The following is a 26,931-nucleotide window of genomic DNA, read 5'->3' on the forward strand; positions in this document are numbered from 1 at the left end:
TTCCCATGTCTGCCCCCACCGTTCTCGCCCAGAGTTCTGCTCCTCGTCCGCCGGGTTCCGCCACGCGGTCCCCGTACGGACGTCCCCACCGGCCGAGGCCGGCGCGCGTCGTCGCGCCCGAACTGCGCGTCAGCGACACTCCGGCCGCCGTCGTCCTGCGCGCCGTGGTGCAGCGCGGCCCCGTGTCGCGCGACGTCATCGTCTCGGCCACCGGCATCAGCACCGCCACCGTCAACCGCCACGTCAGTGCGCTCATCGCCGCAGGGCTGCTGCGTGAGCGTGCCGATCTGTCCACGTCCGGCGCCGTCGGGCGTCCCCGCGTTCCGGTGGAGGTGGACCACGAGGGGCAGTGCACCCTCGGGGTGCACATCGGCGCGACCACCACGCGCGTCGTCGCCGTCGACCTGCGCGGCACCGTGCTCGGCGGCGTCGAGATCGCCACACCCTCCGGCCCGCACGCCGGCGCACTGCGCTCCATCGCGGAGAGTGCCGCGTCCTTCGCCGCACGGTGGCACCGGCGCCGCATCCTGTTCGTGGGTGTCGCCATCGGTGGCCGCGTGAACGTGCAGAAGGGCACCGTCGATCACCCTCGCCTCGCCTGGTCCGACGCCCCGGTGGGCGCGGTCCTGGGCGAGCGGCTCGGTGCCGTGGTGGCCGTGGCGCCCCACGTCGAGGCGATGGCAGCGTCGGAGTTGCTGCTCGCGACGGAGTCGGCCCCCGAGGATGCGGGAAGGCCGGAGGCCGGTGGGTCTGTCGGCGGCCGGCCGGGTACGTCGCTGTACTTCTATGCGCGGGAGATGACGGGGTTGGCGCTGACCATCGACGGTCGGGTGCACACCCCCGCGGGCGGCCCGGGGTCGATCGCTCATCTACCGACCGGCTCGGACGCCGTGTGCGACTGCGGGCGTACGGGATGCCTCGAGGCGACCGTGAGCGATCGGGCCGTCGTGGCCGCGGCGCAGCGCGCCGGACTGCTGGACGAGTCGGAGCGTTCCATCGCTGCGGTGTACCTGGCGGCGCGCACGGGTTCCACTGTGGCACAGGGACTTCTGAATGACCGCGCCGATGCGCTGGGTCGCGCACTGGCGTTGGTGCACGATGTCGTCAACCCCGACAGCGTGCAGGTGGGCGGTCAGGCGTTCACCGCGTATCCGGCGGCGATGGAGCGCGTCGAGGCCGCGTTCGAGTCCTCCAGTTCGGTCGCGACGTCGCGGCGAGTGCGGGTCACCAGCTTCGGCAAGCGCGTGCAGGACCACGCTGCGGCGGCGGTGTCCCTCGGCTCGCTCTACGCCGATCCCGTGGTGACGATGCGGAAGATCGACGCTCAGCGCTGATCGCACGGGGAATACTGCGGACATGACAGCACCCGATCTCCGGTTCTACTTCGACCCGGTGTGCCCGTTCGCCTGGATGACCAGCAGGTGGGTCCGCCTCGTCCAGGCGCAACGGGACTACACCGTCGACTGGAGTTTCATCTCCCTGCGACAACTCAACGCGCACATCGACTACGCGACGCACTTCCCGCCGGAGTACGAGGCGGGACACACTGCGGGACTCCGGCTGCTCCGGGCTGCCGCGAGCGTGCGGGCCGAGCACGGCCGGGAGGCGATGGGCCCGCTGTACGCCGCGCTCGGCGCGCGGATCTTCGATGCAAAACCGGTGCCCGACGAGGCCGGTGCTCACGCGCACCGCGGAACGGCCGAGTTCCTCGCACCGATCCTCGCCGGCCTCGGGCTGCCCGAGCATCACGTCCGGGCACTGGACGACACGTCGTTCGACGAGGAGATCCAGGCGTCGACCGACGAGGCGCTGTCGCTCACGGGCAAGGACGTCGGAACACCGATCATCCACGTCGAGCCGCCCGAGGGCGTGGCATTCTTCGGCCCGGTCATCAGCCGGCTCCCGTCGGACGACGACGCGGTCGAGTTGTGGGACCACGTCGTGGGACTGGCACGGTTCCCGGGCTTCGCGGAACTGAAGCGCAGTCTGCGGGAGCTACCCCAGCTGCGGGCTCTCGGTGTGAGCGAGGACGAGGCGGGCGTGCAGCAGGACTGGCACGGCGGTAGTCGGCGCCGGAAGAAGTAGCTACCGCGTCGGCGCGGGGTACTTCGCGAGGTACTTCTTCCGCTTCGCGGGCTGGATGTTGGAGCGCCGGAGGTCGCCGTCGTAGTGCGCGACCACGCGCTTGTCCATCAGCGCCCGCCACAGGAACGGGAAGTACGACACGAGGATCAGGGGCGCGTAACCCGCTGGGAGCTGCGGAGATTCGGGCATGCTCCGCAGCACCTGGTACCGGCGCGTGGGGTTGGCGTGATGGTCGCTGTGTCGCTGCAGGTGGTAGAGGAAGATGTCGGAGACGGCGTAGTCGCTGTTCCAGCTGTGTTCCGGAGTGCAGCGCTCGTAGCGTCCGTTCTCCTTGGTGCGCCGCAGCAGCCCGTAGTGCTCGAGGTAGTTGACGGCCTCGAGCAGCGAGATCCCGTACACCGCCTGCAGAACCAGGAACGGCAGCAGTTCGACACCGAACACGCCGACCAGCGCACCCCACAGGGCGAGGCTCATGAGCCAGGCGGTGAGATTCGCGTTCGAGAAGGAGAAGGTGCGCTTCCCGGTGCGGTGCAGACGATCACGCTCGAGTGCCCACCCGGAACGGAATCCGCCGAGAACGCTGCGGGGGTAGAACTGCCACAGGGTCTCACCGAGACGCGAGCTCGCCGGATCCTCCGGAGTGGCGACCCGGACGTGATGCCCGCGATTGTGTTCGACGTAGAAGTGCCCGTAGAAGCTCTGCGCGAGCACGATGCGCGAGAGCCACTGTTCGTACTCGACCCTCTTGTGACCGAGCTCGTGGGCCGTGTTGATGCCGATGCCGCCGACGAGTCCGATGGTCAGCGCCACGCCGATCTTCGAGGCGAGTGACAGGCCGTTCTCGAGCCCGAGCCACGAGAGGTCGTCGGCCGTCAGTAGATGGGACGACAGCCCGATGCCGAAGAACTGCATGGGGATGTAGGCGTAGACGCAGCCGCGATACCAGAAGTCGGCCTCGAGAGACTCGACCAGATCCTCGGGCGGATTCTCGTCGAACGGGACGACGATGCGATCCGCGATGGGGACCACGACGTAGAGGAACAGGGGACCCGACCACCACGCGACCTGTGACACTCCCGGTGCCCACCACTGCAGTCCGAAGACGATGCCCACGGAGATGAGCGGAAGCATCGGAGCGATGAGAGCCCACGGCCAGTAGTACCGGTTGAGGTCACGCCATTCGCCCGTCTTCGGCGAGATGGAGCGCTGGTGTGTTTCGGTCACGACGGAACTTTACCGACGAGTCGACGCTGCTCAGGCCGCTGCACGAGCCCTTCTGACATCCCACAACGTGCGCCCAATATGTTGGTGGCATGGCAATACGAGAGGCGCTCGGGCGCGACGGAACATCCCTGGTCTACCGCGTCACGGGAGACGTCTCGGCTCGACCGTTGGTGCTGCTGCACGGCTGGGCCCAGACCGGAGCCTGCTGGGGCGACGACCTCCTCGCCGACCTGTCCGAGCGGTACCGCGTCATCGCGGTGGACCTGCGCGGGCACGGCATGTCCGGTGCCCCCGACGTCGGTTACGACCGGTCCGCGCTGTGGGCCGGGGACGTGCACGCCGTTCTCGAGCAGGAGGGCATCCGCTCGGGTGCGGTCCTGCTGGGCTGGTCCTACGGCGGTCTGGTGCTGTGCGACTACCTGTCGGTGTACGGCACCGGTGCGGTGGCGGGTGTCGTGTTCGTCGCGGCGATCACCGCGATCGGTCCGGACCGACCCGGCGGCGCCGTCGGCACGGCGATGCGTGCGGCGATCCCCGGCGCGATGAGCGAGGACTCGCGCGTGGCCATCAGGGCGCTCGCGAGTTTCGGCAACGCCCTCACCGGACCCGGCGAAGGACACGGCGCCGCAGCTCAGGCACTGTTCGGCGCCAGCCTGGCGACGCGTCCACGCGTGCGGTCCGCGGTGTTCCGGCGCGACGTGGGACACGACGAGACGCTGGCGGCGCTGGACGTCCCCACCCTGGTGATGCACGGCACGGCGGACACGGTGGTGGACGTCGGCGCGGGTCGGCACACCGCCTCCGTCGTGCCCGGTGCGTCGACCTCGTGGTGGGAGGGCGTCGATCACGGTCCGTTCGTCGCGGACCCGGCCCGCTTCCTGTCCGAGCTGGCGGGTTTCGTCGACTCTCTGGGTTAGTCCACACACGTGATGCATGTCAGAACGGTGGGGGGTCGTCGGTGTCGGCGACTTCGCGGGCCCGTCGGTTGCGGTTGCGTTCGTTCCTCCGGCGGGCATGTTTGTCCGCCAGACGTGTGCGGCGTCTGCTGGGGGGAGTGCGGGGCGGACTCGGTGGTGGAGGATCGGGCGTCTCGAAGGTGACGTCGGCGAGTCCGGGGTGGATGTCGTATCCGTTGTGCGCCGGCCCCGGGACGACGAGGCCCTCGGGCGTGGTGACGGTGGAGACGACGCGTCCCGTGTCGTCCTCGGTGTACTGATCGTCGACGAAGTCGCCGAACGTCTTCAAGTTGTGGTGGAACCTGCATTTGCCGCCGAGGTTGACGTCGGTCGTCTGGCCGCCGCCGTCGGGATTCTCATGGTCGTGCTCCGCGATGTGGTCGAGATCGCCGGTCCACACCCCACGGTTGCAGCCGGGCCAGGTGCAGTACTGGTCGCGAATGCGCACGAACGTGTCGAGGGCGCTGGAGGGGCGGTACGGATCGGTGGGCTGTGATGCGGGGTTGGTGGTCGAGACGGGGCGGATAACGGCGTCGGCACGATCGGCGAGGTCGGCGACGTGGTCGGGCGAGATGACGCCGTGGCCGACGAGGAAACCTGGATTGCCGTCGGCGGCGGTGTCGCCGGCCATGGTGGTGGAGTCTGTGACGACGTGCACGATGAATGACGTGAGCAGGCCGTCCTCACCGGTCCACCCGGGCGCGGAGCAGTCCGGATCGTCGCACTGGCACTCGTACGCTGTGCGGGTGGCGAGGGCGAACAGGGCGTCGCTGGAACGGGCGCCCTTGCTGCGAGGATCCTTGCGACACACGCGTCCGGCCAACTCCTCCACCGCGGCAGCGACGACGACGGCATTGTCGGCTGTCATGGTTGCGCCCAGGTATGCCATGCCGTCGGGTCCCGCGTCGATCCAGAAGCTGCGGTTGTTCTCGGCGAGCACACGTCGTTCCCTGACGGCGTCGGGATCGTGGCGGTAGACGATGCGGTCGATCATGTCCCGCATGCGTTTGTCCGACCACGAGCCGCGTCGCTGTAGGGCCGCGGCGATCTCGGTGTCGACTTCCCGCACGTACGTGGTGCCGTCGACGAGGTCGGTTCGGCCGATGATGGTGTGGACGTGTTTGGGGGCGATGAGGCCGTCGCGGAGGCACTCGGCTACGCGGGGAAGCCGGTCTCGGAGTGCAATTGCGCGGGTCAGGATGCCTTCTCCGGCACCCTGGCTGACGGACAGGACGGCCGAGATGCGGGCGGCGCAGTGAGTCGTCGCATCCATCCGGCGGTGATCGGACATCTCGTGAGGAACGACGAGTTGAGTGTGCAGTTCCGCTGCGGCCCGGTATCGGGTCCATTCGAGATAGGACAGTCCGGCCGAGGCGTAGGACATCGTGGACAGGAGGGTGTTCACGGGTGCGTCGAGGAGCGTTCCGGGTAGGCCCATGGCCTCCGGATCCTGCGTCGCCCACCCCTGTTCGAACATGTGTGCGAAGTTAGCAGGGTCCTCCGACATGTTTCCATGACTCCCGCGGGGCAGTGGCGTACGTGTTCCCGGCGCTGTGAATGTCGGCGGGTTCCCGCGCATGTGTCGGCACGCTCGTAGGGGGATGGCCGGGTAGGCGGGGGCCTGCGGCGCAATCGGACAGGGCACACTGGGTGTGTGGTCCGCCGTCACAGCCCGCATCGGGTAGCCGTGTTGTCGCTGCACACGTCTCCGCTGGCGCAGCCCGGCACGGGGGACGCGGGCGGCATGAACGTGTACGTCCTGCAGACCGCCGTGCAGATGGCGGCGCGCGGAGTCGAGGTGGAGATCTTCACCCGGGCCACGTCCTCCCGTGACGAACCCGTGGTCGAGGCCGCGCCCGGCGTACTGGTGCGCAGCATCGCGGCCGGCCCGTTCGAGGGTCTCGACAAGCACGACCTGCCCACCCAGCTCTGCGCCTTCGCCGCGGGCGTCCTGCGCGAGGAGGCACGGCACGAGCCGGGCCACTACGACATGATCCACTCGCACTACTGGTTGTCGGGGCAGGTCGGCTGGCTCGCCCGCGACCGGTGGAAGGTCCCCCTGGTGCACACCGCGCACACGCTCGCCGCGGTGAAGAACCTGTCGGTGGCGGCGGGGGACAAGCCGGAACCGGCGGCCCGCCGCATCGGTGAGAAGCAGGTCGTCGAGGAAGCCGATCGGCTCACGGCCAACACCCTCGACGAGGCCCGGGCCCTCGTCGATCTGTACGACGCGGCCGAGGACAAGATCGACGTCGTCGCGCCGGGAGCGGACCTGAGCATGTTCCGGCCGGGCGATCGCGCCGCCGCTCGACGCTCCCTGGGGCTGGACGCCGACGACCCTCTCGTGACGTTCGTGGGACGGATCCAACCTCTCAAGGCGCCGGACGTCCTCGTCGCGGCCGTCGCCGAGATCCACCGGCGGGACCCGTCGTCGCGCGTGCGCGTGCTGGTGGTCGGTGGCCCGTCGGGCACCGGTCTGGAACGGCCCGACTCCCTCATCGAGCTGAGTCGCCGGCTGGGCATCGAGGATCGGGTGACGTTCCTCCCGCCGCAACCTCCGGACAGGCTGGCGGACGTCTACCGCGCGTCGGATCTCGTTGCGGTGCCCAGTTATTCGGAGTCCTTCGGTCTCGTGGCCATCGAGGCCCAGGCGTGCGGTGTCCCGGTGGTCGCCGCGGACGTCGGGGGCCTCGGTGTGGCCGTGCGGGACGGGGAGACCGGCGTGCTGGTGCAGGGCCACGATCCGGCCGACTGGGCCACCGCGGTGCAGTCGTTGCTCGCCGACGACCGTCTGCGCACCGTGATGGCGTCGAATGCCTCACGACATGCGGAGAACTTCTCGTGGGAACACACCTCGGACGCGTTGCTGGACACCTACGCCCGCGCGGCGTGGAGATTCGGCCGTACCGCGGGTGTCGAGAGACCGACGGGTGAGTTCTCGCCTCGCAGACCCCGTGGTCTGTGGCGACTACGACGGACAGGACCGGTGAGAGCGCTGTGACGACGACCGACCAGGTGACGGAACTGATCGACTCGGTGTTGGCCGACCGGGAGTTGGACTACTCCCGGGCCACCGACACGCAGTTCGTCGTGGACCTTCCCGGTGAGAAGAAGCTCAAGACCTCGACGATGCTGACGGTCGGCAACCACGGCGTGCGCATCGAGGCCTTCGTGTGCCGCAAGCCCGACGAGAACTTCGAGGGCGTGTACCGATACCTGTTGCGGCGCAACCGCCGTCTGTACGGAGTGCACTACACGATCGACAAGATCGGTGACATCTACCTCGTCGGCAAGATGTCGACGCACGCGGTCACGGGAGACGAGATCGACCGCATCCTCGGGCAGGTGCTCGAGGCGGCCGACGGCGATTTCAACGTGCTGCTCGAACTGGGCTTCGCCGAGTCCATCCGCCGCGAGTGGGCGTGGCGCGTCTCGCGCGGCGAGTCGCTGAACAACCTGAAGGCGTTCGAGCATCTGGTGAACGGCAGGCCGGACGACGGGCCCACGTCCTGGGTGCAGCCGGCGGACCGAGCGGACGACGACGACCGGGACTGATTCGGACACCGTGCAGGTAGGCTCCTTCGTGTGATGGCTGTCACCCGGAATGTCCGAAGGATGTTTATGTGACCACCCGACACATTAAGGTTGCCTTTCTGTCGTCCCTGCTGTGCCGATGAGGAGTTCCATGAGTTTCCGCAGCCCGTACCCCGACGTCGAGATTCCCGAGCAGAGCGTCTACGAGTTCCTCTTCGGTGACCTCACCGAGGACGACCTCGCGCGCCCCGCCCTGATCGACGGCCCCAGCGGCGCCGTCACCGACTACCGCACTCTCGTCGGTCAGATCAACGGTGTCGCAGGCGCACTCGCCTCGCGCGGAGTGAAGGTCGGCGACGTGGTCGCGGTGCACTCGCCCAACGTGCCGGCGTTCGCGTCGGTGTTCCACGGCATCCTGCGCGCCGGTGCGATCGCCACGACGATCAATGCTCTGTACAACGCCGAGGACATCGCGAAGCAGCTCACGGACTCGTCCGCGACCATGATCTTCACGGTCTCGCCGCTGCTCCCGCAGGCGAAGGCCGCTGCGGAGCAGGTCGGCCTGTCGGCCGATCGCATCGTCGTGCTCGACGGCGCGGAGGGCCACGAGTCGCTGCGTGACCTCCTCACCGAGGGTGCACAGGCGCCCGACGTCAGCTTCGACCCGTCGACCCACCTCGCGGTGCTGCCCTACTCCTCGGGCACCACGGGACGGCCGAAGGGCGTCATGCTCACGCACCGCAACCTGGTGGCCAACGTGTCGCAGATCGAGCCGCGCATGGGCGCGAACCGGGACGACGTCCTGCTCGCCGTGCTGCCGTTCTTCCACATCTACGGCATGACCGTGCTGCTCAACCTCGGCCTCAAGGTGCGCGCGTCGCTGGTCACGATGCCGCGCTTCGATCTCGAACAGTTCCTGAGCCTCACCACCGAGAAGAAGATCACCTACCTCTTCATCGCGCCGCCCGTCGCCGTCGCACTGGCCAAGCACCCGATGGTGGACCAGTACGACATCTCCAGCGTGCGAATGGTGTTCTCCGGTGCCGCCGCCCTCGACGAGAACCTGGGCAACGCCGTCGCGAAGCGACTGAAGACCAAGGTGCGTCAGGGTTACGGCATGAGCGAGCTGAGCCCCGTCTCGCACGCCATCCCGTTCGACGGTGACGACATGCCGCTGAGCAGCTGCGGCACCGCCGTCGCCAACTCGGAGAACAAGCTCGTCGATCCGGCCACCGGCGAGGAGGTGGCCTACCCGGGGCCCGGCTCGGACAAGGTCAGCGAGCCCGGTGAGCTGTGGATCAAGGGCCCGAACGTCATGGCCGGATACCTGAACAACGACGCTGCGACGGCCGAGACGCTCGACGCCGACGGGTATCTGCACACCGGCGACATCGCCGTCGTCGACGGTCGTGGGTGCGTCAGCATCGTGGACCGGCTCAAGGAGCTGATCAAGTACAAGGGCTACCAGGTGCCGCCCGCCGAGCTCGAGTCGCTGCTGCTCACGCACCCGCAGATCGCCGACGCGGCCGTCATCGGCGTGCTCGACGACGAGGGCGAAGAGGTACCGAAGGCGTTCGTCGTGCTGCAGCAGGGCGCCGAGCTCACCGAGGACGACGTCATGACGTTCGTGTCCGAGAAGGTGTCGCCGCACAAGAAGGTTCGCCGCGTGCAGTTCATCGACACGGTGCCGAAGTCGGCGTCCGGCAAGATCCTGCGCAAGGATCTGCGGGCGGCCGAGCCTGCCGCCGGCTGACACTCCCTGTACCACCCGAACACCCTCTCCAGCGTGCTGGAGAGGGTGTTCGCGTCATGTGAGGGGTGTGGGGGCACTCGGGGTGGTACTCATGAGCCCACGGTAGTAATAGAGGATGGACACGATCACCGTCGATACACCCCAGGGCCAGGTGCGCGGTCGCACCGACAACGGCATCGCCTCGTTCCTCGGAGTTCCCTATGCCGAGGCGCCGTTCGGACCGCACCGATTCCAGGCGCCGACCGCGCCGCCGCGGTGGTCCGGCACGCGCGACGCCCTCGAGCACGGCGCCACCGTCCCGAAGGTCGGGTACCGGCCGCCCACCAGCGAGATTCTCAGCGAGCCCGTGGTGCCCGGCGAGGAGTGCCTGAACGTCGCCGTGTACTCGCCGGACGTCGCCGGCTCCGCGCCCGTGTTCGTGTGGATCCACGGCGGCGCCTTCGTGAACGGCAGCAACGCAGTACCCGCCTACGACGGCACCGCCTTCGCGCGGGACGGCGTCGTCGCCGTGGTGATCAACTACCGGCTCGGCGTGGACGGCTTCGCGCAGATCGAGGGTGCTCCCGCCAATCGTGGTCTGCTGGACCAGGTCGCGGCGCTCGAATGGGTCCGGGACCACATCGCGTCGTACGGCGGCGATCCGGCGCGGGTGACCGTCGCGGGAGAGTCCGCGGGTGCCATGAGCGTCGGCACGCTGCTGTCGATGCCCCGCGCCGAGGGGCTGTTCCACCGCGCGGTCCTGCAGAGCGGCGCCGGCCATCACGTCATCTCGGCGGAGACCGCGGGCACCGTCTCGGCCGCGCTGGCGTCGGCCCTCGGCGTTCCGGCGACGGTGGAGGGGCTCGGCTCGGTACCCGTCGACGCCCTCGTCGACGCCCAGCGCACCCTGTCCGATCGCATCGCCGCGGAGGCGTCGAGCGGCGCGTGGGGTGAGGTGGCACTGAACATGATGGCGTTCGAGCCGTGCATCGACGGTGATGTCGTTCCTGCGCTGCCGTATTCGCGCATCGCCGACGGTGCGGGCGCCGACGTCGAACTCCTGCTCGGCACCACCAGTGAGGAGCACGCGTTCTTCCTCGTGCCCGCCGGCATCGTTCCGCACATCACCGAGGACTACCTGCGGACGGTGCTCGCCGGGTATCGACTGGACCCGTCGGTGCTGGACACGTACCGCGATCGGTATCCGGACGCCTCGCCTGGTGAACTCATGATCGCGGTCATGACCGACTGGTTCTTCCGCATCCCCGCCGTGCGCGTCGCCGAGGCGCACCCGGCCCACGTCTACGAGTTCACCTGGCGCTCGCCGCTGTTCGAGGGGAACCTCGGCGCGTGCCACGCGCTCGAGATCCCGTTCGTCTTCGACGTGCTGGGCAAGCCCGAGACCGCTCGCATCACGGGGCCGAACCCGCCGCAGGCGGTCGCCGACGAGATGCACCGTGCCTGGGTCGACTTCGTGCGCGACGGCGATCCCGGCTGGGCGCAGTACGGGTCCGAGCGCACGGTGAAGATGTTCGGGACGGAGTCGGCCGTGGTGAACGACCCGCGGCCCGACACCCGCACGGTGTGGGACGGTACGCGCTAGCCGGTGAAGGGCGGGACGAACTCGCAGGGCACGGGTCGCGGGTGCGCGGGGTCGAGAGCGTTCAGCACGAACGCCGCGGCCCTCGGCGACCCGACGATGCCGGCATGCTCGGAGAAGTCGACGTCGCACGTGTCCTGTACGACGATGTTGGTCGCGTTCGGAGCCTCGACGTAGCCGTCCGTGTACGGGACCACCACCTCGTCGTACCGGGTCATGATGTTCGTGTACGTGATGCCCGGCGCGTAGCGATACGACGCGTCGGGCCACGCGAACTGCGACGGGCCCGACCCCTTCCACAGCGGGGCCAGCGAGACGTACCTGTCGATGTCGTCCGCTCCGCCGAGCACCTGCGCGTAGTAGTTGGGCAGCACCGTGCCCTGCGAGTGTCCGACGATGTCGACCTTCTCGGCGCCCGTCTCGGACAGCACCTCGTCGACGAATGCCGCGAACTGCGCTCCCTTCTCGGGAACCGGCCCGAGGCCACCGATCGCGCTGATCGGCCACGCACCCGGCAGCGCACCGTACGTCGGAGCGAAGACGCAGTACCCCTCGTTCTTCAGCAGCGGCGCGTACACGCCCCACCCTGTCTGCTGCCCGGTCCCCGTGCCGTGCACCAGGATCACCGGATTCGGGTGCTCCGCCGTCGGCGCGCACGAGAAGTCGTTGGTTCCGGGCAGCGATCCGCCCGGGTTCGCGATCTCCGCCGGGAAGCCACTGAAGAAGTTGTAGTCGACGGGCAGCGGATCGGCCGTGGCGGTCGGCGCGCACGCGAGCCACGCGCACGCCGCCAGCGCCACTGTCCAGCGGGTTCTCATCAGCAGAGGCTAGCGGTCACGCCGGTTCGGCTCGGCGGAAGCGCAGTTCCCGCTGCGCACCCCGCACGACCTGCGGCGCGCCCGACCGGTCGTCCCGCCGACGGCATCGTGAGAAACTGGGCGGCATGAGCATCGGAACCCTGATCCTTCTCCGCCACGGCGAGAGCGAGTGGAACGCGTCCAACCAGTTCACCGGATGGCAGGACGTGCGCCTGACCGCCAAGGGTGAGGCGGAGGGGAAGCGTGCCGGCGAGCTGCTCAAGGAGGCCGGTGTGCTTCCCGACGTGCTGTACACCTCGCTTCTGCGTCGCGCCATCAGCACCGCGAACCTCGCGCTCGACGCGGCCGATCGGCACTGGATCCCGGTCGTCCGCGACTGGCGTCTGAACGAGCGGCACTACGGCGCACTGCAGGGTCTCGACAAGGCGGCGACCAAGGAGAAGTACGGCGACGAGCAGTTCATGCTGTGGCGTCGTAGCTACGACACCCCGCCGCCCCCCATCGAGGTCGGCTCCGAGTACAGCCAGGACGCCGATCCGCGCTACGCCGATCTCGACAGCGTGCCGCTGACCGAGTGCCTGAAGGACGTCGTCGAACGCTTCGTTCCGTACTACGAGGACGTCATCGTCCCCGAGCTGCGGGCAGGGAAGACGGTCATGATCGCCGCCCACGGCAACTCGCTGCGCGCCCTGGTCAAGTACCTCGACGGCATCTCCGACGCGGACATCGCGGGGCTCAACATCCCCACCGGCATCCCGCTGCAGTACGACCTCACGGAGTCGGGCGACAAGCTCGTTCCCACCGTGCCGGGCGGCACCTACCTCGACCCGGAGGCCGCTGCGGCCGGAGCCGCGGCAGTGGCGAACCAGGGCAAGAAGTAACGACTCGATGAACGCGGTGCGAACGTGCGCCGGACGTGCGGTGACGGCCGGAAAACCCGGCCCACCGTGCGTCGGTGCACGGTCGTGTGACCGTACGATCGGCCCGTGACCACTCCGACCGTCGTACTGATCGCCGCCGTCGCGGCGTTCGGTGGGTACCTCGTCGGTGGAGTGCTGATCCCGTATCTGAACTCCCGCCACGTCCTGCGTCAGACCCGCGACAACGGGCTGACGATGTCCCAGGTCCTCGACCTCATCGTGCTGGCCGCGCACAGCGGTATCGCCGTCGTCGACCAGTTCCACGACGTCGTGCTGTTCAATCCGCGCGCCGAGGAGCTCGGTCTCGTCCGCGGTCGGTCGCTCGACGATCGGGCCTGGAAGGCCGCCACCAGGGTCCTCGAGACCGGTGACCACGTCGAGGTCGACCTCACGGTTCTCGACGCCCGCGGGCGCGCCGGCATCGCCGTGAAGGGGCACGCGCAGCTGCTCTCCCAGGAGGATCGCCGGTTCGTCGTCCTGTTCGCCGACGACGACTCCGAGCAGGTCCGCATGGAGGCCACGCGGCGGGACTTCGTCGCGAACGTCAGCCACGAACTCAAGACCCCCGTCGGCGCCATCAGCCTGCTGGCCGAGGCGCTGCTGCAGTCGCGCGACGATCCCGAGTCGGTCCAGCGATTCGGTGAGCGGATGCTCGACGAGTCCACGCGCCTGGGCAACATGGTCAGCGAACTCATCTCGCTGTCCCGTCTGCAGGGTGCCGAGAAGCTCCCCGATCTCGACGTCGTCGACGTCGACACCGTGGTCAAGAGCGCGCTCTCGCGTTCGGCTCTCAAGGCCGAGGCCACGGGCATCGTCGTCACGACGGACCGACCGAGCGGACTCGAGGTGCTCGGTGATCAGACCCTGCTGGTCACCGCACTGTCCAACCTCGTCGAGAACGCCATCGCGTACTCCCCGAAGGGGTCTCCCGTGTCGGTGACGCGGTCCCTGCGTGACGACGATGCGACGGGCCCACAGAGCATGGTGGCCTTCTCGGTCACCGACCGCGGCATCGGCATCGCCAAGGAGGACCAGGAGCGCGTGTTCGAGCGCTTCTTCCGCGTCGACAAGGCGCGGTCGCGGGCCACCGGCGGTACCGGTCTGGGACTGGCCATCGCCAAGCACGTCGCCGCCAACCACAACGGCCGCATCGAGCTGTGGAGCAAGCCCGGGACGGGCTCGACCTTCACGCTCCTCATTCCTGCTCACATCGAAGACGACGGCGAGCCGTCATGACCGAGAAGGACACCCCATGACGAGCGTGCTCATCGTCGAAGACGAAGAATCGTTGGCCGACCCGCTGGCGTTCCTGCTCCGCAAGGAAGGGTTCGACGCGACCGTCGTCGGCGACGGCCCCTCCGCCCTCGCCGAGTTCGATCGCGTGGGAGCGGACATCGTCCTGCTCGACCTCATGCTGCCGGGCATGAGCGGCACCGACGTGTGCAAGCACCTGCGCAGCCGCTCCGGTGTGCCGGTCATCATGGTCACCGCGCGCGACAGCGAGATCGACAAGGTGGTCGGACTCGAACTGGGTGCCGACGACTACGTCACCAAGCCGTACTCGTCCCGTGAACTCATCGCGCGCATCCGTGCGGTCCTGCGCCGTGGATCCGACACCGAGGAGATCGACGACAACAGCATCCTCGAGGCCGGACCGGTACGCATGGACGTGGAGCGCCACGTCGTCATGGTCGGCGGGCAGCAGATCACGTTGCCGCTCAAGGAGTTCGACCTGCTCGAGTACCTCCTGCGCAACTCTGGCCGAGTCCTTACCCGCGGGCAGCTGATCGACCGGGTCTGGGGCGCCGACTACGTGGGCGACACCAAGACTCTCGACGTGCACGTCAAGCGTCTGCGTTCGAAGATCGAGGCCGACCCGGCCAAGCCGGTGCACCTCGTGACCGTCCGCGGGCTGGGGTACAAGCTCGAGGAGTGAGGCCGTTCGGTTTCGGCGAGTACGTCGAAAGTGTCGCTGCGGATCCGTTGATCACGACACTTTCGGCGTATTCGCGGACATCAGGCGGCAAGTAGCCGGCGGACACGACCGACCAGGACATCAGGTTCGCGCCGCACATCGTCCGACGTGATCTGCAGGACGCGCCAGCCTTCATCAGCGAGCAGCGCAAGACGGGCCTTGTCGCGTCGCACACTCTCGGGTGTTCCGTGGAATTCGTCGCCGTCGTATTCCACCGCGAATCGTCGTGCTGGCCAAGCGAGGTCGAGATAGAAGATGCCGAGTCCGTGCATCACGGGCCACTGCAACTCGGGTGCCGGAAGGTGGCCGTCGTGCAGCACCAGGCGAGTCTCCGACTCCATCGGTGAGCCGGATCTTCGGTCGACGAGCGGTGCGAGGCGGCGGACCTCGACGATGCCCCGCCGCCCCCGTTGCGCATCGACTGCTCGTTCCAGCGATCCGGGTCCGCAGCCCACCCGGGCCGCGGCGTCGAGAACGGCGAGCGCGCGACCAGGGGCACGTTGCCGTGCGACCTCGACAGCAGTCCAGGCCGGCTCCACGACCAATCGGGTGCCGATCTCCACCAGTGGTGCACCCCGTCGCTGGTGCACCACCACCCCTGGTCTGCTCTCGATGCGCCGATCGTCCGGCTCCACCACATGTAATTGCTGCGTCTGGTCGAGGTCGAAACCGTGTATCGCCGCCGCCGTGTCCATGGATGCGGCGACCCGCGTTCCGAGCTCGATGCTCAGAGCGTCGAGTCGCGCCGAGACAGGGAGCGTTCCGACCGCGTACAGCCCGTGCCGTACGCGGGTCAGCTGACGAGTGTGCACCAGCCACCGCACGCGGCTCGGGGACATGCGTCGGAGGAGATCGGTCGTGTGCAGGAAGCCGCCGTTGGCTCTCATTGCGTCGACGAGTGTGGGGTCCATGGCGCAGACCGTCACGAGCTGCACCGACAGGCGCCGCGTCGATCGAGCAACTCGCCAGTGCCGTGGGGATGACGGGGTGCCTGTGGATGAAGCTTGACCAAGCCCCGGCGAGTACGTCGAAAGTGCTGCGGCGAGCGCCGAGATCACGGCACTTTCGACGTACCCGCGGGGCATCGATGGGACTACGTGCGCTGAGCCTCGCGGGTCGCGGGGTGCACGGCGATCAACCCCAAGCCTTGTCGACGACGGCACAGGGCGGCGAGTTCGGTGTAGACGTCCTTGCCGAGCAGCTCCGTCAGCTCTGGCGCGTACGACTGCCAGACCGCCTTCGAGCCGACGTGTGCGTCGGGGGAGGCGGTGCAGTACCAACTGAGGTCGGCGCCGCCCTCACCCCAGCCGCGTCGGTCGTACTCGCCGACGACGGTCTGCAGGATCTCGACACCGTCGGGGCGCGTCACCCAGTCCTGGGTGCGGCGGATGGGCAGCTGCCAGCAGACGTCGGGCTTCACCTCGAGGGGTTCGACGCCGGTGCGCAGCGCCATCCGGTGCAGTGCGCACCCGATGCCGCCCTCGAAGCCCGGTCGGTTGAGGAAGATGCACGCACCCTTGTACTTGCGGGTGCGTAGCGCCTGCTCGCCCTCGAGGTCGTCGACCTCCACGAAGCCCTTCTTGCCGTGCCCCTTGTCGAAGAACTGCCAGTCGTCCGGCGTGAGCATCTCGACGGAGGCGACGAGCTTGGCGTGGTCGTCGTCGTCCGACAGGAACGCCCCGTGCGAGCAGCACCCGTCGTCGGGCCGATCGGGGACCGTTCCCTGGCACGCGGGGGTTCCGAAGACGCACGTCCAACTCGACAGCAACCACGTCAGATCCGCGCGGACGACGTGCTCGGGGTTGGTCGGATCGACGAACTCGACCCACTCGCGCGGGAAGTCCGGCGCCACCTCGGGTGCGGGATCGAGTTTGTGGGTCGCCGCGGGTTCCAGCACGTCCGCGGGCCGTCCGGTGGCCTCGCCCGACCGCCGTCCGGCCTCGTCGCCCACGCTCGTCGTCTGCTTTGCGGCCCGGCCGGCCTCCGGCCTACCCGCCTTCTCAGCACGTGTCACAAGCCACGACGCTAGACCCAGTACGGTGTTCCCTGTGCGGTTAGGGGTGCTCGACGTCGGAAGCAACACGGTTCATCTGCTCGTGGTCGACGCTCACCGCGGCGGTCACCCGACACCGATGAGCTCCACCAAGGCTGCCCTGCGCCTGGCGGAGAACACCGACGACGCCGGTGACATCACCCAGTCCGGCTCCGATCGACTGGTGCGGACGGTCGCCGACTTCTCGTCGATCGCCACATCGTCGGGCTGCGGCGAGCTCATGGCGTTCGCCACGTCGGCCGTCCGCGACGCCCGCAACTCGACCGCCGTGCTGAACCGAGTGCGTGACGAGACCGGCGTGAGCCTGCAGGTTCTCTCCGGCGAGGACGAGTCGCGACTGACGTTCCTGGCCGTGCGTCGGTGGTACGGCTGGAGTGCCGGGCGCATTCTCGACCTCGACATCGGCGGCGGATCCCTCGAGCTCAGCACCGGGATCGACGAGAACCCGGACGTGGCGATGTCGCTTCCCCTCGGGGCCGGCCGACTGACGCGCGACTGGCTGGCCGAGGATCCTCCCGGCAAGCGGCGAGTCGCCGTGCTGCGTGACTGGCTCGACGCGGAACTCGTCGAACCGGCGAAGAAGCTGCTCGAGCCGGGGCTGCCCGACCGGGCGGTGGGAACGTCGAAGACCTTCCGCTCGTTGGCTCGATTGACCGGTGCCGCTCCGTCGGCTGCCGGCCCCCGTGTCGTCAGGACCCTGACGGCCGACGGCCTGCGTCAGGTCATCTCGTTCATCTCGAGGATGACCTCGGCGGACCGTGCAGAATTGGAAGGCGTGAGCGCGGATCGATCACGACAGATGGTGGCCGGAGCATTGGTCGCCGAGGCGAGCATGCGCGCGCTGTCGATCGATTCGTTGGAGATCTGTCCGTGGGCGCTGCGTGAGGGATTGATCCTGCGCAAGCTGGACACGGAGACGTTCGGCGATGTGGTGGAGACTCGAGAGACATGAGTGACGACAACAACGGAAGTGGCGCGGCCGACACCGGACAGGTGTCGGTGGCGGAACTGCTCGCGCGCAACGGCGCCAAGGTGGACACGCAGTCCGGTGGCGGTCGACGTCGACGCGGCATGGCCGGCGGTATCTCCGTCGCCGAGCTGACCGGCGAGATCCCGATCGTCCGCGACGAGACCCCGGCCGAGGCGCCCGACGACGAGACCGACGCGTCGCCCGAGACCGAGTCGCCACAGGACCAGCCGCAGCAGGCCGAGGCCGACGAGTCGACCCGCGACGCCGAGCCCGAGCGGCCCGCCCCGGCACCCGAGCCCACACGGACCACGCCCCGGATCGACGACCGCCGCCGTGAGCAGCAGGCCCGCCCGACCCCCGCGTTCGGTGCCGCCCGATCCGCTCGGCCCGAACCCGCGCTGTTCTCCGGCGCTCCGTCCGTGGCGGTCGACCGCCTGCGTTCCTCCACCGAGGAGCGCGCGCTCGCACCCGAGCGGCCGGCGCAGGAGCGTCCCGCCTCCGATCGACCCGGCACTCCTGAGCAGCAGCGGTCGACGCCGGCCGAGCCGGAGGTCGACGCCGACGAGGTCACGGCCGAGAACGACGCGGTGACCACGATCGTCCCGGCAGTGACCGAGGATTCCGAGACCCCGGACACGATCGCCACCGACACGGCCGACGACGCCGATCTCGCGACCCCCACCGATGCGGAACCCGTCGAGGACGCACCGGTGGCGCCGTCGAAGTCCCGCAGCCCGGTCAAGCAGTGGTTGTCGCTGATCGGCCAGGGCATCGTGGCTATCGTGCTCGGCGCGCTCCTGTTCAAGGGGTTCGAGCGACTGTGGGAGATGCTGCCCTGGGTCGCCCTGGTCCTCGCGTTCTTCGTTATCGTCGGACTCGTGGCCGTGGTGCGTGTGCTGCGCCGCACCGACGACATCGTGTCGATCCTGCTGGCGGTGGTCGTGGGCGGATTCGTCACTCTGGGCCCGCTGGCCTTCATGCTCAGCACCACGTGACGACGCCCGGTCGCCGGCACGTTCCGGTGGGGTTGTCCACGGCCTCGGTCTATCCGCAGAACACCGAGTCCGCGTTCCGCTTCGCCGCAGAGCTCGGCTTCGACGGGATCGAGCTCATGGTGTGGGCCGAGCCGATCAGCCAGGACGTCGGTGCGATCAAGCAGCTCAGCCGCGCGTACGGCGTTCCGGTTCTGGCGCTGCACGCACCGTGCCTGCTGATCACCCAGCGGGTGTGGGGTTCGGATCCGGTCTCGAAGCTGGTGCGCTCGGTCCACGCTGCCGAGGCGCTCGGCGCGTCCACCGTGGTGGTGCACCCGCCGTTCCGGTGGCAACGCATCTACGCCGACGGTTTTCCCGACCAGGTCGCCGAGCTCGAGTCCGACAACGAGGGCATGGTCGTCGCCGTCGAGAACATGTTCCCGATGCGCGCGGACCGGCTCTTCGGTGCAGGCACCGGCTCGGTGAAACGGCTCGAGAAGCGCGGCGGGAAGCCGGGCATCGGGTTCACCGCGTTCGCGCCGTCCTACGACCCGACCGACGTGGGCCACCAGCACTACACGCTGGACTTCTCGCACACCGCGACGTCCGGGCTCGATGCCGTGGCGCTGTCCGAGCGCATGGGCGCCGGGCTCAAGCATCTGCATCTCGCGGACGGCCGCGGCGCCTCCGTCGACGAACACCTCGTGCCCGGCGACGGCACGCAGCCGGTCGCGGAGGTCTGCCAGGCGCTGGTCGCGCGAGGCTTCGACGGTCAGGCCGTGCTCGAGATCAACACCCAGAACGCGCGGACCGCCACCGAGCGGTCGGCCGCACTCGAACGATCGTTGGCGTTCGCCCGGCAGCACCTCTGACGTCCCTCACCTCTGAAGTCCGCACCTCTGAAGCCCGCACCCTCGGAAGTTCGCACCTGGGATAGTCGCACTATCCACTGTGGTCTAGAGTTCGACCGGTGCGCATGTCCGAGCTGGTCGAACGGTCCGGGGTCCCGCGACCCACGATCAAGTTCTACCTCCGCGAAGGGCTCCTCATGCCCGGGGTCGGCGCGGCGACGGTCTCCGAGTACACCGACGAGCACCTCGACCGCCTCCGGTTGATCAAGGCCCTGACCGGCGCCTCCCTTCCTCTCGGACGGATCAGGACGGTGCTCGCGGCCCTCGACGAGGCGACCGGCGACGTCCATCCCGCGATGAGCCGGGCACTCGGTGCGCTCCCGCCCTACCTCGACGACGCGGGGCAGGACGGAGTCGACCCGGGTCCGGCGCCGCGTACCTCGCGGATCCTGGAACGGCTCGGCCACGCCGCCGCCGATCTCCCGACCGACAGTTCGGCAGCTCGTCAGCTCGACCACTCCCTCGCCGCCGCCGACGCTGCGGGCGTCCCCCTCTCCGACGACGACGTCGTCGCGTACGCCCGTGCCGTGCGCGTGATCGCGGAGGGGGAGTGGGCGCGGGTGCTCGACCACACCGAGCCACGCGACGCCGTGCGCTTCGCCGTCCTCGGGACGGTGCTCTACGAACCGGTGGTCACCGCCCTGCGCCGCCTCGCGCACCACGATCTCGCCCAGCAGCACTTCGCCCCGACCGGCCTTCCCGACCGACTCACCCGGCCGGCCTCCGGCCTTCCCGACCACTTCACCCGGCCGACCTCCGGCCTTCCCGACCGGCCCCACCCGACGACAGATTCGAGCGACCAGTGACCGACGCCCCGTTCCGCACCCTCACCACACTCGATCGCACCGACACGGATCTGTTCGAGGGCAGCATCGACCCGACGTGGACCATCGGCCCCAAGGTGCACGGCGGCGCCATGATGAGTGTCTGTGCCGCGGCCGCCACTCAGCGTCTCGCTCTGGACGACGACCCGATCGAGCTCACTCCGCTCGCAGTCAGCGCCAGCTACCTCGCGGCGCCCGACCCCGGCCCGGTGACGGTCGAGACGACGGTGCTCAAGCGTGGTCGGCGCGTGGTGCACGTCGACGCGGTGTTGCTGCAGAACGGTCGTCCCGCGGTGCGGAGCGTGGTCACGCTCGGCACGCCGGACAGCGGAGCGCCCGTCCACCAGGAGCACGAGTCGTCCCTGGCGTCGGTCCTCGACATGGCCGTCGAGCCGCCGGACTCGGCTGCTCGAGTGGCGCCCGGTCACCCGATGGCGGACGTCGTCCACGTCGCCACGGGCTGCGACATGCGTCTCGATCCCACCGCCGCGCACTTCCTGACCGGCGCGCAGGGGTCGGCGGAGATCCGCATGTGGGTCCGGCCGCGGCCCGACGACGAGAACGATCCCGTCACCGCGGCGCTGTTCGCCATCATGGCCGGCGACATCTGCCCGCCCGTGACGATGAATCGCGGCCTCTTCGGCTGGGCTCCGACGGTCCAGCTCACGACGTACCTGCGTCACACCCCGGCACCCGGCTGGCTGCGCGTGAAGTCGTCGAGCACCGTGCTCGGCGGTTCCTGGTTCGAGGAGGACCACACCATCGTCGACTCCACCGGTGCCGTGGTGGTGCAGAGCCGACAGCTGGCCATGGTGCCGCTCGCGACCTGAGCCCGACCGAGGGACCGCGACACCCTGCCGATCGCCACCCGCGGCATGGCACGCTGAGCGCATGACGAGAATTGCGGTGATCGGCGGCGGCCGGATCGGTGAGGCGTTGATCGCAGGACTGATCGAGGGCGGGTTGCCCACCGGCAACGTGGTGCTGGCGGAGAAGTACCCGGCACGCGCGGACGCGGTGGCCACCCAGTTCGGCATTCGGACCACCAGCGTGATCGACGCGATCGAGGGCGCCGACGTCATCGTCGTCGCGGTGAAGCCCGACGACGTGGACTCGGTGATCACCCAGATGTCCAAGGCCGAGCTCAACGGGGAGCGCGAGCAGATCATCGTCACGATGGCCGCCGGCGTCACCGCGTCGCGCTACGAGCCGAAGCTGCCCGCGGGCATCCCGATCGTCCGTGTCATGCCCAACACCCCGATGTTGGTGGGCGAGGCGATGAGCGTGCTGGCCCCCGGCCGCCATGCCCGCTCGGAGCACATCGAGACGGTGCGCAAGCTCCTCGGCACCGTCGGGAAGACGGCCGTCGTGTCCGAGGACAAGATCGACGCGGTCACCGCCGTCTCCGGATCCGGACCCGCCTACTTCTTCCTCATGGCCGAGGCCATGATCGACGCCGCCGTGGGTCTAGGACTGCCTCGAGACACCGCCACGACACTGGTCGTCCAGACGATGGTGGGCTCCGCGGCGATGCTCGATCGCTCGGACGAGTCACCGCAGGAGCTCCGCGCCGGTGTGACGTCTCCCGGCGGCACCACGGCCGCGGCCATCGCCCAGTTGGAGCGAAAGGGCTTCCGAGCTGCGCTTCTCGACGCGATCGACGCCGCCAAGGCGCGGGGAACGGCTCTCGGTTCACCGGTCGAATAAATATTGGTCCCCCCACCCGTCGCTTTTGTCACTCGAGTCCCGCTAAGCTCGCTGCAGCACGTGCGTGTCTGTTCTGCCGGAGGGGAAGCCGGCAGCGCGGGCGTGCCGGAGGTATGTGGATTTATGGAATCCGTCAACAAGCCGTCCGGGTCGAGCAAGAGCTCGTCCCACGACGGCCAACCGGCTGTGGCCGGAACCCAGTTCCTCACGGTGGCAGAAGTTGCCTCACTGATGAGGGTGTCCAAGATGACCGTGTACCGCCTGGTGCACGGTGGCGAACTGCCCGCCGTTCGTGTGGGCCGTTCGTTCCGAGTGCATGCGAAGGCGGTGCACGACTACCTGGAGACGTCCTACTTCGACGCAGGCTGACGCACGCCTCGTCCCGTCTGTTCCACGTGGAACGGTGCATGCCCGGGGAAGGGCATCGGCACGGTTCACCGGAATCGGACGGTTCGGGTGTGCGCCGCTGCTGCGGAGGCCGGTCGAGGGTGGTCGTGTGAGCTGGGTATGATGGGGCTGAGTCGCGTGAGCGCGCAGTCCCGTCACTGCCGTGTCCGCCGACGACCGAACAGCACCAGCAGCGGTATCAGCAGTGCAGCTGTACAGAGACGAAAGAACGCGAGGACACCCGCATGGGTTCAGTGATCAAGAAGCGTCGCAAGCGCATGTCGAAGAAGAAGCACCGCAAGCTGCTTCGCCGCACCCGCGTTCAGCGCAGGAAATTGGGTAAGTGATCCGCTAGGGATCGCGACGACTTCCGCCCGTGAGGATCGAGTTTCGACCGTCCTCGCGGGCGTTGTCGTATCCGGTCCCGCGGGTGTCGCGTGCCGGTTCTTCTCGTGCCGGAGCGCGCACGCGGGGTTCGTGACACCATGGCGTGTGCGGCGCCGCGCGAGCGGTGGCCACGGGAGAAACCGAGGGGGTCTGGTGAGCTCTGACGACACCGGGCGCGACGCTCCACGCGTCGTGCTCGTCACGGGAGCGAGCCGATTCCTGGGCGGATACCTCACCATGCGACTGGCGCAGAACCCGTCGATCGAGCGGGTCGTCGCCGTCGATGCCGTGGCACCCACCAAGGACATGATCCGGCGGATGGGTCGCGCCGAATTCGTGCGGGCGGACATCCGTAACCCGTTGATCGGCAAGGTCATCCGCAGCGCGGGCGTCGACACCGTCGTGCACGCGTCGCTGCTGTCCCGGCCGCCCAGCGGCGGTGGCCGCACGGTGATGAAGGACCTCAACGTGCTCGGGGCGATGCAGCTGTTCGCCGTCTGCCAGAAGTCGCCGACGGTGCGGCACGTGGTGCTGCGCTCGTCGACGGCGGTGTACGGCTGCAGTGCGAAGGATCCGGCGCAGTTCACCGAGGAGATGGGTGCGCGGTCACGTCCGCAGGGCGGCTTCGCCCGCGACGCCATCGAGACCGAGGGCTACGCCCGTGGGCTGGGCCGTCGTCGTCCGGACATCGACGTCAGCATCCTGCGCAACGCCCCCATGATCGGACCCCGGTTGAACGGATCCGTCTCGCGCTACCTCACCTCGCCGGTCACACCGTCGATCCTCGGTCGCGATGCGCGCATGCAGTTGCTGCACGAGGAGGACGCGCTCTCCGCACTCGAACGCGCCACGTTGGCCGGCCCCGCGGGCACCTTCAACATCGCGGCCGACGGCATCATCATGCTGTCGCAGGCCATCCGCCGAGCCGGCCGCGTGGAGCTGCCGGTGCCCATGGCCCTGTTCCGCACCACCGGCAAGGCGGTGATGGGATCGCTGATGCGCGACTTCTCGGCGGAGCAGCTCGACTACTTCAACTTCGGATGCGGGGTGGACACCACCCGGATGAAGAACGTCCTCGGATTCACCCCACGGTGGACCACCGTGCAGGCGTTCGACGACTTCGTGCGCGGGGTCGCGCTGACGCCGGTGATCCGGCGTGAATGGGTCGACGCGATCGAGAATCGTGTCATCGGACTGTTGGGCGGTGCGACCTCCGGGGCGCACCCGTCGCCCGTGTCGTTGCCGGCCGGAGCGGGAAGGTGACCGACGTGGCCAAAGTGATTCCGCTGCACGGTAAGTCGTTCGATCGCCTCCGGCAGTCCACGCCCGACGGTGGGCCCCGCGCCGGCAGCGACCCGGCGGACGTCCGCGGTCGGCACCCCTCGTCCTATGCGTCCCCGTCGCCCTCGCCCTCGATGATGCCGAGTGTCGAGGTGCCGACGCCTCTGGTCGTGCCCGAGACGGCAGCACCGCATGCGACGCCGGACGTCGGCGAGTTCCCGTCGGCCGTCGAGTCGGTACGGCGTGCTCTCGTCGACCGTGTCGCCGGGGGAGCGGACTTCCTGCGGACGCGCCTGTCGGGCGACTACGAGGTCGACGAGTTCGGTTACGACCCCCACTTCGCCGATTCCGTCTGGCTTCCGGCGTTGCGACCGCTGTTCGAGAAGTGGTTCCGCGTCGAGGTGCGCGGGATCGAGAACGTGCCCGCCGAGGGCGGCGCCCTGGTGGTCTCGAACCACGCGGGTGTCATCCCGATCGACGGACTCATGGCCTCGGTCGCGATGCGGGATCACCACCCGCAGCACCGCGCGCTGCGCATGCTCGCCGCGGACCTCGCGTTCGAGACCCCGCTGGTCGGCAGCATCGCGCGCCGCGCCGGCCACACCCTGGCCTGCCAACCCGACGCCGAGCGACTACTGCGTGGCGGCGAGGTCGTGGCGGTGTTCCCGGAAGGGTTCAAGGGCATCGGCAAGCCGTTCAGTGAGCGCTACAAGCTGCAGCGCTTCGGCCGCGGTGGCTTCGTCTCCGCCGCGCTGCGCACCCAGACGCCCATCATCCCGTGCTCGATCGTCGGGTCCGAGGAGATCTACCCGAAGATCGGTGACCTGACGACGCTCGCACGCGTCCTCGGCATGCCGTACTTCCCGGTCACGCCGCTGTTCCCGCACTTCGGTCCGCTGGGTCTCGTCCCGCTGCCGTCGAAGTGGTACATCGAGTTCGGCGAGCCCATCGAGACCACGTCTTACGAGCCGTCCGCCGCCGACGACCCGATGGAACTGTTCGAGGTCACCGACCGCGTGCGCGAGACGATCCAGCAGACGCTCTACCGGCTGCTGACCCGTCGCCGGAACGTCTTCCTCGGCTAGAGGGCGTCGGCGATCAGCTCGTCGACGATCTGTGCGGAGAGCGTCACCAGCGGGAGTCCGCCGCCGGGGTGCGACGATCCACCGACCAGGAACAGGCCGGGGATCGGCGAGCGATTGGCCGGGCGCAGGAACGCGGCCGTCGCCCCGTTGGACGACGTTCCGTAGATGGACCCGCCCGGAGTCATGGTGCGGCGCATCAGATCTGCCGGCGAGATGATCTCCCGCCACAGCACCCGCTCGCGCACGTCCACTCCGCGCTCCGCCATGACGTCGAGGATGCGGTCGGCGTAGCCCTCCGACAGTTCGGGAGCGTCCCAGTCGACCAGTGCCGAGGAACCGGTGCCGTGTCGCGCGGCGTTCACCAGGACGAACCAGGCCTCGGTGTCGTCGTCCGGGCGCAGAGCCGGATCGTCGGGGGCGCTGACGTAGACGGTCGGGGCGTGGGCGGGGTGCGCCGGCCGCGTGCGGGTGCCGAAGACGGCGTCGAACTCGGCGTCGTAGTCGTCCGGGAACAGCACCCGGTGGTGCGGGGTGTCGGCGTCGCGGCCCCGCAGAGCCAGCAGGATCACGAAGCCGGACAGGCTCGCGGTGGTCGCGTCGAGGCGCCGCCGGGCGAGCGCGGTGCGCCGCGTGGCGGGGACCAGAGACCGGTAGACCTGCTCGGCATCGGCGTTCGCGACGACGATGTCGGCCGCGACGGGTCCGTGTGTGGTGTCGACGCCGGTGGTGCGTCCGTTCTCGACGCGCACGCCGGTCACCGTGACACCCGTGCGGATCTCCGCTCCGAGCGATGTCGCGCGGTCGGCGATGGCCTCGGCGATGCGGTGCAGCCCACCGGGAACGTGCCACGATCCCCAGCGCTGCTCGACGTGCGGCACCGTGGCGAGGGCCGCCGGGGCGCGCCGCGGATCCGAGCCGGTGTAGGTGGCGTAGCGGTCGAGCATCATCGCGAGTCGCGGATCGGTGAGGTACTGCCGACCCAGATCACGCAACGATGACCACGGGCTGATGGTGCGGAGGTCGCCCACCCGTCGCGACAACGACACCAGTTCGCGGGGGCCGATGGGCGATTCGAGGAACGCCTCGTGGGTGGCGTCCCAGATCTGCTCGGCACGCTCGGAGAACCGGGACCACTGCGCACCGACACCGGCTCCGAGCGCCGAGTCCAGAGCGGCGGGGATCTCCTCCGCGCGACCGGGCATGTCCAGCTCGGTGCCGTCGGGAAAGCGGTAGCGACACGCGACCGGGAGCCGGTCGAACGTGAGGTCCGACGGCCCACCGGTCTGCGCGAAGAGATCGTCGAACACGTGCGGCATGGTGACCAGTGACGGCCCGGTGTCGAACGAGAAGCCGTCCCGCCGGACGATGCCGAGCTTCCCGCCCAGATCGTGCGACTGCTCGAGCACGACGGTCTCGACACCGCGGTGGGCCAGGCGGGCGGCCGTGGCGAGTCCGCCGACACCCGCACCGATGACGACTGCTCTCACAGGTAGGCCGGAGGCCGGTCG

At 69.1% G+C, this 26,931-nt stretch carries 26 protein-coding genes; 20 read left to right on the forward strand and 6 right to left on the reverse strand.

The window, feature by feature from the left end; translation table 11 throughout:
- Positions 1-5: 5 nt before the first annotated feature.
- The gene (locus tag OHB23_RS06980; RefSeq protein WP_328811178.1) at positions 6-1,334 is read left to right on the forward strand and encodes an ROK family transcriptional regulator; all 1,329 of its coding nucleotides are present in this window, start codon (positions 6-8) and stop codon (positions 1,332-1,334) included.
- Between the two features lie 22 nt (positions 1,335-1,356).
- Entirely contained in the window at positions 1,357-2,085 is a 729-nt protein-coding gene (locus tag OHB23_RS06985) for a mycothiol-dependent nitroreductase Rv2466c family protein (RefSeq protein ID WP_328811179.1), read from the forward strand.
- On the opposite strand, the gene OHB23_RS06990 is transcribed toward OHB23_RS06985, so the two are convergent.
- Positions 2,086-3,309: an alkane 1-monooxygenase gene (locus OHB23_RS06990; RefSeq protein WP_328811180.1), complete on the reverse strand. Its 1,224-nt coding sequence runs from the start codon at positions 3,307-3,309 to the stop codon at positions 2,086-2,088. It abuts the gene before it with no gap.
- 89 nt (positions 3,310-3,398) lie between these two features.
- On the opposite strand from OHB23_RS06990, the gene OHB23_RS06995 reads away from it, so the two are divergent.
- Entirely contained in the window at positions 3,399-4,226 is an 828-nt protein-coding gene (locus OHB23_RS06995) for an alpha/beta fold hydrolase (RefSeq protein ID WP_307108227.1), read from the forward strand.
- Between the two features lie 19 nt (positions 4,227-4,245).
- On the opposite strand, the gene OHB23_RS07000 is transcribed toward OHB23_RS06995, so the two are convergent.
- The gene (locus tag OHB23_RS07000) at positions 4,246-5,742 is read right to left on the reverse strand and encodes a DUF222 domain-containing protein (RefSeq protein WP_328811181.1); all 1,497 of its coding nucleotides are present in this window, start codon (positions 5,740-5,742) and stop codon (positions 4,246-4,248) included.
- A 177-nt stretch (positions 5,743-5,919) separates the two neighbouring features.
- On the opposite strand from OHB23_RS07000, the gene mshA reads away from it, so the two are divergent.
- From mshA to OHB23_RS07020, 4 genes are all read left to right on the forward strand, one after another.
- A complete protein-coding gene (gene mshA / locus OHB23_RS07005; RefSeq protein ID WP_222631922.1) occupies positions 5,920-7,266 on the forward strand; it encodes a D-inositol-3-phosphate glycosyltransferase in 1,347 nt (448 codons plus the stop codon).
- Positions 7,263-7,820, forward strand: a complete 558-nt coding sequence (locus OHB23_RS07010) for a YbjN domain-containing protein (RefSeq protein ID WP_037186136.1) — start codon at positions 7,263-7,265, stop codon at positions 7,818-7,820. Before mshA ends, OHB23_RS07010 begins: the two co-directional genes overlap by 4 nt.
- Before the next feature lie 130 nt (positions 7,821-7,950).
- Positions 7,951-9,552, forward strand: a complete 1,602-nt coding sequence (locus OHB23_RS07015) for an AMP-binding protein (protein WP_328811182.1) — start codon at positions 7,951-7,953, stop codon at positions 9,550-9,552.
- A gap of 115 nt (positions 9,553-9,667) precedes the next feature.
- Positions 9,668-11,134 carry a carboxylesterase/lipase family protein gene (locus OHB23_RS07020; RefSeq protein ID WP_328811183.1) on the forward strand — a complete coding sequence of 489 codons (1,467 nt, stop codon included), beginning with the start codon at positions 9,668-9,670 and terminating at the stop codon, positions 11,132-11,134.
- On the opposite strand, the gene OHB23_RS07025 is transcribed toward OHB23_RS07020, so the two are convergent.
- A complete protein-coding gene (locus tag OHB23_RS07025; RefSeq protein ID WP_328811184.1) occupies positions 11,131-11,949 on the reverse strand; it encodes an esterase/lipase family protein in 819 nt (272 codons plus the stop codon). The two genes, OHB23_RS07020 and OHB23_RS07025, sit on opposite strands and share 4 nt — an antisense overlap.
- Before the next feature lie 125 nt (positions 11,950-12,074).
- On the opposite strand from OHB23_RS07025, the gene OHB23_RS07030 reads away from it, so the two are divergent.
- From OHB23_RS07030 to OHB23_RS07040, 3 genes are all read left to right on the forward strand, one after another.
- Positions 12,075-12,830, forward strand: coding sequence for a phosphoglyceromutase (locus OHB23_RS07030; RefSeq protein WP_328811185.1), 756 nt, complete (start codon positions 12,075-12,077; stop codon positions 12,828-12,830).
- A 105-nt stretch (positions 12,831-12,935) separates the two neighbouring features.
- Positions 12,936-14,105 (forward strand): sensor histidine kinase, encoded by a 1,170-nt coding sequence (locus OHB23_RS07035; RefSeq protein WP_027504493.1) that lies wholly within the window; start codon positions 12,936-12,938, stop codon positions 14,103-14,105.
- Between the two features lie 16 nt (positions 14,106-14,121).
- Positions 14,122-14,805 carry a response regulator transcription factor gene (locus OHB23_RS07040; RefSeq protein WP_042576719.1) on the forward strand — a complete coding sequence of 228 codons (684 nt, stop codon included), beginning with the start codon at positions 14,122-14,124 and terminating at the stop codon, positions 14,803-14,805.
- A gap of 80 nt (positions 14,806-14,885) precedes the next feature.
- Here OHB23_RS07040 and OHB23_RS07045 read toward each other — a convergent pair whose 3' ends face one another.
- Both OHB23_RS07045 and OHB23_RS07050 read right to left on the reverse strand, forming a co-directional pair.
- A complete protein-coding gene (locus OHB23_RS07045; protein WP_328811186.1) occupies positions 14,886-15,755 on the reverse strand; it encodes a DUF559 domain-containing protein in 870 nt (289 codons plus the stop codon).
- Between the two features lie 182 nt (positions 15,756-15,937).
- A complete protein-coding gene (locus OHB23_RS07050) occupies positions 15,938-16,738 on the reverse strand; it encodes a hypothetical protein (protein WP_027504496.1) in 801 nt (266 codons plus the stop codon).
- A 154-nt stretch (positions 16,739-16,892) separates the two neighbouring features.
- Between OHB23_RS07050 and OHB23_RS07055 the strand changes: the two genes are divergently transcribed.
- The 10 genes from OHB23_RS07055 (at position 16,893) to OHB23_RS07100 (ending at position 25,423) form a co-directional block, all read left to right on the forward strand.
- The gene (locus OHB23_RS07055; RefSeq protein WP_027504497.1) at positions 16,893-17,849 is read left to right on the forward strand and encodes a Ppx/GppA phosphatase family protein; all 957 of its coding nucleotides are present in this window, start codon (positions 16,893-16,895) and stop codon (positions 17,847-17,849) included.
- The gene (locus OHB23_RS07060) at positions 17,846-18,862 is read left to right on the forward strand and encodes a hypothetical protein (RefSeq protein ID WP_328811187.1); all 1,017 of its coding nucleotides are present in this window, start codon (positions 17,846-17,848) and stop codon (positions 18,860-18,862) included. The genes OHB23_RS07055 and OHB23_RS07060 overlap by 4 nt, the downstream gene beginning before the upstream one ends.
- On the forward strand, positions 18,859-19,713 hold the full coding sequence (locus OHB23_RS07065) for a sugar phosphate isomerase/epimerase family protein (protein WP_231476212.1): 855 nt from the start codon (positions 18,859-18,861) through the stop codon (positions 19,711-19,713). Before OHB23_RS07060 ends, OHB23_RS07065 begins: the two co-directional genes overlap by 4 nt.
- A 104-nt stretch (positions 19,714-19,817) precedes the next feature.
- The gene (locus OHB23_RS07070; RefSeq protein ID WP_328811601.1) at positions 19,818-20,558 is read left to right on the forward strand and encodes a MerR family transcriptional regulator; all 741 of its coding nucleotides are present in this window, start codon (positions 19,818-19,820) and stop codon (positions 20,556-20,558) included.
- On the forward strand, positions 20,555-21,406 hold the full coding sequence (locus OHB23_RS07075; protein ID WP_027504500.1) for a thioesterase family protein: 852 nt from the start codon (positions 20,555-20,557) through the stop codon (positions 21,404-21,406). The genes OHB23_RS07070 and OHB23_RS07075 overlap by 4 nt, the downstream gene beginning before the upstream one ends.
- A 61-nt stretch (positions 21,407-21,467) precedes the next feature.
- Positions 21,468-22,283 (forward strand): pyrroline-5-carboxylate reductase, encoded by an 816-nt coding sequence (gene proC / locus OHB23_RS07080; RefSeq protein ID WP_056441616.1) that lies wholly within the window; start codon positions 21,468-21,470, stop codon positions 22,281-22,283.
- Between the two features lie 123 nt (positions 22,284-22,406).
- Positions 22,407-22,652 (forward strand): helix-turn-helix domain-containing protein, encoded by a 246-nt coding sequence (locus tag OHB23_RS07085; protein WP_027504502.1) that lies wholly within the window; start codon positions 22,407-22,409, stop codon positions 22,650-22,652.
- Positions 22,653-22,915: 263 nt separating this feature from the next.
- Positions 22,916-23,017: a 30S ribosomal protein bS22 gene (locus tag OHB23_RS07090; RefSeq protein WP_003402602.1), complete on the forward strand. Its 102-nt coding sequence runs from the start codon at positions 22,916-22,918 to the stop codon at positions 23,015-23,017.
- A 193-nt stretch (positions 23,018-23,210) separates the two neighbouring features.
- Positions 23,211-24,320 (forward strand): NAD-dependent epimerase/dehydratase family protein, encoded by a 1,110-nt coding sequence (locus tag OHB23_RS07095; protein WP_155956935.1) that lies wholly within the window; start codon positions 23,211-23,213, stop codon positions 24,318-24,320.
- A complete protein-coding gene (locus OHB23_RS07100; RefSeq protein WP_027504503.1) occupies positions 24,317-25,423 on the forward strand; it encodes a lysophospholipid acyltransferase family protein in 1,107 nt (368 codons plus the stop codon). The genes OHB23_RS07095 and OHB23_RS07100 overlap by 4 nt, the downstream gene beginning before the upstream one ends.
- On the opposite strand, the gene OHB23_RS07105 is transcribed toward OHB23_RS07100, so the two are convergent.
- Entirely contained in the window at positions 25,420-26,910 is a 1,491-nt protein-coding gene (locus OHB23_RS07105; RefSeq protein ID WP_328811188.1) for a phytoene desaturase family protein, read from the reverse strand. The two genes, OHB23_RS07100 and OHB23_RS07105, sit on opposite strands and share 4 nt — an antisense overlap.
- Between the last annotated feature and the right edge of the window lie 21 nt (positions 26,911-26,931).

Origin of the sequence: Rhodococcus sp. NBC_00294 (genome assembly GCF_036163995.1) — a bacterium.
Classification (GTDB): Bacteria; Actinomycetota; Actinomycetes; order Mycobacteriales; family Mycobacteriaceae; genus Rhodococcoides.